Genomic DNA, 7,248 nt, shown 5'->3' on the forward strand with positions numbered 1-7,248 from the left:
ATATTGGCGCTCTTACGGTTTTATTAAGAGCGCGACATGAAAGTCCTCCACACCTCAGATTTGCACCTTGGCCAACAATTTTACGAACACGATCGCCGTGTTGAACATCAAGCTTTTTTTACATGGTTATTAGCCACTCTTGTTGAACAACAAATAGACTTACTTTTAGTTGCTGGCGACATTTATCATACAGCGACTCCAAGTGCTAGCGCTGAAAATCAGCTTTATCAATTTATTAAAGACGCCAAAAAAGCATGCCCACTATTACACGTAGTGATTATTGCGGGTAACCACGACTCTGCAAATCGTATTTTGGCAGCTCAGCCATTACTTGCACAGTTTGATACTCACGTAGTAGGGCGCTTTGATGTCGCAACACCCGATGAAACTGTTATTACCATAAATACCAATGGTAAACGCGCTGTAATCGTCGCTATGCCATTTTTACGCGCAAGTGATGTAAGTTTACTTAGCCAAACCGAAAGCGGCCCTAGTTATGCTCAAGGCGTTTCAAAAGCTTACGAACTTGCACTAGAGCAAGCTACTAATATAAACGAGCAAAACTCACCATTAATAGTTATGGGGCATTTACACGCAAAAGGCGGGGATATTTCAAGTGATTCTGAGCGTAACTTAGTAATAGGTGGTGAAGAGTCTATTTCTGCTAATGTATTTGGTAAACAAGCCAACTACGTCGCTCTTGGGCACTTACACAAAGCGCAACAAGTCGCTAAAAGTGATGTTATTCGATACAGCGGCACACCTATCCCTATGTCGTTTTCAGAACGTAACTACACGCACCAAGTAAATGTTGTTGAGTTTATTATTGATGAAAAACAACATATTAGTACAACTGTAAACCCCCTTTACATTCCGCGCTCTGCCGATGTGATTATTTTACCAAAAGGGGAGTGTGTACCATTAAGCGAACTATGCGAGCAAATTAAAGCGCTCGACACCGCACAAAATATAATAGCGCCTTATTTACGTGTAAAGCTTAAATCAAGCGATACCGACACCACCTTCAGAGAACAAATAGAACAAGCACTTGAAGGCAAGCATATTAAATTTTGTGGTATTGAACGTGTACGTGAGCAATCAGCGCAAAATGACGACAACACCGTATTTGAAGATTTAAGCGAAGTTGAAATGCTCAATCCACTAAACCTATTAGAACAAGCATTCGCAAACGATAAAGACATGGCAGGGCAAAGCGTACCCGATGAGCTAAAAGCACTTTTAAGTGACGTGATAAACGAGCTAACGGAGCAGGAACAACTATGAAAATAACCGCAGTTCGTATTCATAATTTAGCCTCAATAGTTGACGCTGAAATAGATTTTACTAAAGCTCCATTAAAAGACGCAGGTCTATTTGCCATTACTGGCGATACTGGCGCTGGTAAAAGTACCTTTTTAGATGCCATTTGTTTAGCCCTTTATACAAAAACAGCGAGGCTGCGCGGTGATAAAGGTAACTTAATTGAGTTTAACGGCGACAGCATTAAGCTTAATGATGCGCGAAACTTGCTACGCAGAGGTACATGGGAAGGCTACGCCGAGGTCGACTTTTTAGGACAAGATAAACAGCTTTATCGTGCGCGCTATACAATTGCACGGACCCATAAAAAAGTAACAGGCAAACTTAAAGTAGCAGAGCACACTTTAGTAACCCTGCCAGACGAAACCCTTATAGCTGACAAAAGCCACACAATAAAAGAAGTCGAGAGTAAAATAGGGCTTAACTTTGAGCAGTTCTCCCGTGCCGTACTTTTAGCACAACATGAGTTTGCTGCGTTTTTAAAAGCCACTGGCGATGAGCGAGCGCAACTTTTAGAGTGCTTAACAGGTACCGATAAATTTAGCCGTATTGGCGTGCGTATTTTTGAACGTCATAAAGAGCAAGTAGCAAAGCTTGAAGCGCTTAAAGCAGGCCTTCAAAGCTATACTTTGCTAGCACCAGAAGAACTTGAGCTACAACAAACCAAGTTAACCGATTTAAAAGCGCAAACCGAACACACTAAAAAAGAGCTATCCAAAACCGAAAAAGCACTTAACTGGTATCAGCAAGCTACAGTACTTGAGCAAAACTTACTGCAAGCACAGCAAACCCAGCAACAAGCAAGCTCAGCGCTTGAAAGTATTACCTCACAAAGCGAGCAGGCAAAACAAGCCAAGCAGGCGCTTGAAATAAAAGATAACCGCAGCCGCTTTAATTTGTTAACCGATCAAAATACGGCTTTGGATCAGCAAATAACATCGCTTAAAAGTGTTGATCATTTAGCGGTAATTAACGAGCGTAATACCGCGCTTACTAAGCATACCGAGCTGCTTAATAACGCCAATGAGCAAAAACAAAATGCAGCGCCCGTTATAGCTAAAGCGCGAGAGCTCGACAGCAATATTGCCTTGCAAACTCAAGCTGTAAAAGGTACTGAGTCGCAAATAACCAAAGAGCAATCTCAGTTTGATGAATTCACACAGCAGCTTAAACAAAGCAATAGCGAGCTTGAACTCGCTAATACCGAATCAACTAAAAGCCAGCAATGGCTTAATGAGCATGCACAGCTGCATGTTTTAGCAAAAGACTGGAGCTACTATCAGCAAAGCTTTAATACTTACTTAAATGCACAGCAGCAATTAACCGCAAACCTTGCACAAAGCCAAACTCTTAATAGCGAGCTTGCAAGTCAGAGCGATCTTTTAAATGCGCAAAATAATAAAGTGCAGCAGTGCGAGGTGGCACTTAGTGGTGAGCAATCAACTTTACAGGCATTAAATACTCAGCTTAATGAGTTTAATGCAGAGCACTGCGACGCGCAGTTAAAAAGTATTGATTACTTAAAAGAGCAGCGAGAGCGCTACGGGCAATTTAACGCAGAACTAAAACAAAGTACTCAACGCCAACAAGTACTTAATCAGCAGTTAAATGAAAGCCAGCAAGCCCATGCTTTACTTAATCAGCATTTAATAACCAGCGAGCAAGCGCTTAAAGGCAACGAGTACGCACTTAACCAAGCGCGCTTAAGAGCCAGCGAGAACGTAGAGCATTTACGCACTGAGCTTCGCCCTAATGAGCCTTGTTTAGTGTGCGGCGCAACTGAGCACCCGTATGCGGTAAATCAAAATCAGCAATTAAATAACTTAATTACTGATTTTGAAAATGCTTTTAATATAGCTAAAAAGCAATTTGACCATGCACAAAGCGAGCTGCATAAGCACCAAACTCAACACGCCGTATTAACTGCTGAACACGGACAACTTGAGCAAGTAATACAAACAGCAAAAGCCAAACAGCTCGACATTAAAAATACCATGCAAGGCGCACGTACAGAGCTTAACGACTTAACGCCTGATCAGCTTGAAGTAACTTATAAGCAGTTAACGGAGCAAAAAGCGCAATACTTTGAGCAGCAAAAACGTCAACGTACACTGCAAACTAAAGTAAATGAGCTACTTGCAGCACTTAAAGCAGAGCAGCAAGTACAGCAGCAACTTAGTAATAAACACCTTGAGCTTACACATCAGCAAAACCAAATAACGAGTAAGCAAAGCGAGCTTAGTGCGCAAATTAACGAGCTCGGTACAACGCTCAATAGCCAATTTGAAAATAGTGATTTTTGGCAGCAACTACAAGCCAATACGCTTGAACTTAGCGAGCTGCACGAGCAGGTTACGCAGTATCAGCAAACTCAAACGCAACTTGAGCAAAGCCAAAAACGTCAAGACACAGCTAATGAACAAATAAAGCAGCTCACACCGCTTATAAGTAACAACGAGCAGTCGTTAAAAGCACTTAATGAAGAGCTTGTAAAAGCTAAAAATTTACTAAGCACTGTACAAAGTGAGCGCTTAGCTTTATTTAATAACGAGCAAATAAGTGCAGACGACTACCAAGCAAAACTTACAAGTGCGCAAGAGCAACTGCAATCGCAGGTTCAAGCGAGTCAAAAAGCATATGACGACGCTATAAAACAACGAGATGAGCACGCCATAACGCTTAAAAATGTAGAGCAACGCTTACTTGAAAACAGCCAAGAGCTAGCAACGCTTGAGGCACGTTATAACCAGTGGTTTACTGACTTTAAAGCGCAATATAGCAATGCAACGCACGAACAGGTCAAAATTTTACTAACGCTTAGTAGCGAGACTATTAAAGCGCATTTAACTCAGCACGAGCAGTTAACTCAAGCCCTAACAGATGCAAACGCCGCATTAAAACAGCAGCAACTTACGCTTGAAAAACACAACAGTAGCGATAAACCAACGCAAAGTGCAGAGGCTTTAAGTACGCAACTAAGCAGCTTAAACGAGCAACAAACGCAGCTGCAAAATTCATTACTAGCAACTAATACCGCTATTGAGCAACACAACCAAAACGCAAAAGCGCTTGAAGGTAAGCAGGCTGAGTTAACTAAACTTAAAACGCTGGTTGAACAGTGGCATTTGCTTAATAAAGTCTTGGGTGATGCAACGGGTAAAACCATGCGTAACTTAGCGCAAACACAAACGTTAAAAATATTACTGCATTATGCCAACAGCCATTTAAAAACGCTCAATAAACGCTACGAATTAACCGCCATAGCGCAAACACTCGACATTGCAATTATTGACCGCGACATGGCCGACGAGCAACGCTCTGTTAATACACTCTCAGGCGGGGAGTCATTTTTAGTATCGCTCGCACTTGCACTTGGTTTAGCATCGCTTTCGTCAAACAAAGTACAAATCAATTCTTTGTTTATTGACGAAGGGTTTGGTACGTTAGACAGCGAAACCCTAAGCATTGCAATGGACGCTTTGGATTCTTTGCAAGCACAAGGCAGAAAAGTAGGCGTTATATCGCACGTAACACAAATGAGCGAGCGTGTAGCCACTCAAGTGCATGTAGCCAAAAAGCCAGGTGGATATTCCACAGTTGAAGTTTTATAAGCAACATTACTGAAAACAAGGAGATACAATGCCAACGTTTACAGGCGAGCAAGCAACACAATACGATAGCCGTATAACCCGTTTAGTTCCTGGTTATGAATTATTACATCAGCTCACTAACGCACAGCTAAAAGCAACGCTAAGCGATAATGCGCATATTTTAGTAGTAGGGGCAGGCACAGGCAAAGAAGTACTTGCACTGGCTGCATTAAACCCTACATGGCAATTTACCGCGCAAGATACATCAGCCGATATGCTTGCTATCGCGAAGCAGCAATTTGATGAGCAAGGCATAGCAAGCCGCGTCAATATTCACAACGGACCTGTTAATAAATTATCGGTTAAAGCCGATGCCGTTTTATGTTTATTGGTAATGCATTTTGTACAAGATAATGGCGATAAAAAAGAGTTATTAAAAGCGATTAAAGGAAGCCTTAAAAAAGACGCCAACCTTTATATTGCAGATTTAATGCGCCCTGAAACTTCATTTGAGCGCGAAGCTCAGCTTACAACGTGCGCGCAATTGGGTTTAACCGAAACAGGTAAAACACAAACAGGGCACGACTTAGAAAATGAGTTTTACCCGCTAGATAGAATGCGCTTTAGCGAACTGCTAAATGAGTGCAAATTTGGCATTCCGAAGCTGTATTTTAAAGCTCTAGGTTTTAGCGGATATGTAGTTTAAGTTTTACAAGCTAAACAAGCACCCGCTATTTAGCACCAATAAAAACACCGAGTGAACAAACTCGGTGTTTTTATATAAACCTCAGCACAAGTCCTCACCGATTCTAATCATAACCCACAAAGTATTATAAAGTACTCCGTTTTTATTTGGAGCGTAGGTAGGTTAAACGAAGCCATATTTGCTGTTGAAATAAGTACTATCGCCGACAGAAACAATTAAGGATAGTTAAATATAGACTCTCTTCTACTTGGGTTTTTACGTCAGTGTCCAGATATAAATTAAAATATTTATGTATTCTTTTATTATTTAGTAAGCTAATTACTCTAACTTATTTCGGTTTATATGGGATATCAGAGCTGTAAACTTTAATACCCGTAAGTTTGTTTGACTTCAAAAAATCACGCATATCAGTGACCAATTGAGCCTGCTCAGATTGGGGACCGATGTATACTGCTTTAATAGAGCTTTTAGGTAATAAAACTTTTATATAAGGTACTTTTTTGCCATTACATTCTCTATGAAAAATCTCTGTTGTATGATGTTTATCTAAAGAAAAAATAGCTCTTTTTTCTTTTTCTGCATAAAATGCAGAGTGTTTTATGGCGGCAGCGGAATAAACTAAAGAGCTTATAAACCTAACTTTATCACCTTTTAGGTAACACTCATCATAGAGTGTTGATATAAATTCAAAGTCAATAAAACTATCTGATTTTCTTAATTGCACAGGGTATAAGCAAGGGCGAACATCACTTTGTGTGAATTGTCCGCTTACAGTTAAGGATAAGGTTATCGCATTATTGTCTAATTCAATGGCGTAAGGCCCGTACTCTCTCCACATTGATAATTCATCTTTAGCTAAACATAAAGATACTATGAAGATATCTAGCTTGCTAAGGCTATGCATAACCTGTTGCTTTAAATCTTGAATTTTCTCAATTGATAGCTTTTTACTTTCAGCTAGTCTATTGAGAATTAATTCTATTCCCTGCTCAATTTCTGAAGTGTCATTTAAATATTGATAATGAGTAGCCCATAACTCTTGGGTTCTTAAAATGCTTTTTACTGCATTTATGTCGGTATATTGATATAAATTCATTTAATTCCTTTTTAAATATTTATTAGCTCAATGTTGGTAATTAACAAAAAACCTAACCAATCTCTCCAAGCGCTTTCATTGCAGCTTGTGCTTTATCTGTTTGTACAAAAATATGGTCGTGATAAAACGCAGCTACTACATTAGCGCTAGTGCCATGCTCAGTCAGCTTTGCAGATACCGCTGCAGTTAGCCCAACGGCCTCTAAGCTTGAATGTACATTAAGAGTAATTAAATTATATTTACCCTCGTAAGTAATACCTGCTTTATCGGCGGTTTCAGCTTTTAAAATAAGGGTTAGCCCTTCTTCTTCAACATAAGTGGCAAGTGGCGCTAAGTGAACATAATCGGCAAGTGAGCCTGCTAAGCAACAAAAAATATACTCGCCTTGCTTAAGCGCTGGCTGCATTGATTTTAATAATTCGTTTAACTCTAAAATTCCGGCCATGGTCGTTCCTTACAATGTGTTATTTAACCTGAACTCTGGTTAAGATATTTACTAACATATTAAATTATTTTGATATTTAAATTTATTTTCT

The 7,248-nt window shown here is 40.0% G+C and carries 5 protein-coding genes; 3 read left to right on the forward strand and 2 right to left on the reverse strand.

The genetic code is table 11. The annotated features are described in order from the left end of the window. The first annotated feature begins 36 nt into the window (after positions 1-36). From GQR39_RS15670 to GQR39_RS15680, 3 genes are read left to right on the forward strand one after another with little or no spacing between them, the layout of a single operon-like run. Positions 37-1,284, forward strand: a complete 1,248-nt coding sequence (locus GQR39_RS15670; protein WP_165736090.1) for an exonuclease SbcCD subunit D C-terminal domain-containing protein — start codon at positions 37-39, stop codon at positions 1,282-1,284. Beyond that, on the forward strand, positions 1,281-4,931 hold the full coding sequence (locus GQR39_RS15675) for an AAA family ATPase (protein WP_165736091.1): 3,651 nt from the start codon (positions 1,281-1,283) through the stop codon (positions 4,929-4,931). The genes GQR39_RS15670 and GQR39_RS15675 overlap by 4 nt, the downstream gene beginning before the upstream one ends. A gap of 28 nt (positions 4,932-4,959) precedes the next feature. Then, complete coding sequence (locus GQR39_RS15680; protein WP_010552879.1) at positions 4,960-5,616, forward strand: class I SAM-dependent methyltransferase; 657 nt, start codon at positions 4,960-4,962, stop codon at positions 5,614-5,616. Positions 5,617-5,944: 328 nt separating this feature from the next. Here GQR39_RS15680 and GQR39_RS15685 read toward each other — a convergent pair whose 3' ends face one another. After that, a complete protein-coding gene (locus tag GQR39_RS15685; protein WP_165736092.1) occupies positions 5,945-6,712 on the reverse strand; it encodes a DUF2971 domain-containing protein in 768 nt (255 codons plus the stop codon). A gap of 52 nt (positions 6,713-6,764) precedes the next feature. After that, positions 6,765-7,157 carry an ACT domain-containing protein gene (locus tag GQR39_RS15690; protein WP_165736093.1) on the reverse strand — a complete coding sequence of 131 codons (393 nt, stop codon included), beginning with the start codon at positions 7,155-7,157 and terminating at the stop codon, positions 6,765-6,767. Positions 7,158-7,248: the final 91 nt, after the last annotated feature.

It is taken from the genome of Pseudoalteromonas sp. C8 (genome assembly GCF_011378685.1).
GTDB lineage: Bacteria > Pseudomonadota > Gammaproteobacteria > Enterobacterales > Alteromonadaceae > Pseudoalteromonas > Pseudoalteromonas arctica.